The 314-nt window shown below is 36.3% G+C and carries 1 protein-coding gene; it reads right to left on the bottom strand.

Annotation, left to right across the window (positions count from 1 at the left end; translation table 11 throughout):
- Nucleotides 1-314: IS6 family transposase (locus ORL93_RS31080; RefSeq protein ID WP_265960357.1), on the bottom strand; the 314-nt coding region annotated here is incomplete at both ends.

The following is a 314-nucleotide window of genomic DNA, read 5'->3' on the forward strand; positions in this document are numbered from 1 at the left end:
AACGTACACGTTTCTTAATGAAACGGTGATCCTGTTCCACTATATTATTGAGATATTTAACTTGCCTTATTTGTATGCCTTCAGGCATATGTTTCTCTTCTTTTAACTCTTGAATCGCTACGGGATAAGCCGGGTTCTTGTCTACTGTTATAACACGAGGTTTACAAATATGAGAAGCAGCCAAGGATTTCTTGAAAAAGCGCTTGGCTGCTTGTTTATCTCTTGATTTACTTAGATAAAAATCAATGGTATTCCCTTCTGAATCAACGGCACGATATACATACATCCATTGCCCTTTCACTTTAATATAAGTT

Source organism: Bacillus sp. DHT2 (assembly GCF_026241455.1).
Classification (GTDB): Bacteria; Bacillota; Bacilli; order Bacillales; family Bacillaceae_G; genus Bacillus_A; species Bacillus_A pseudomycoides.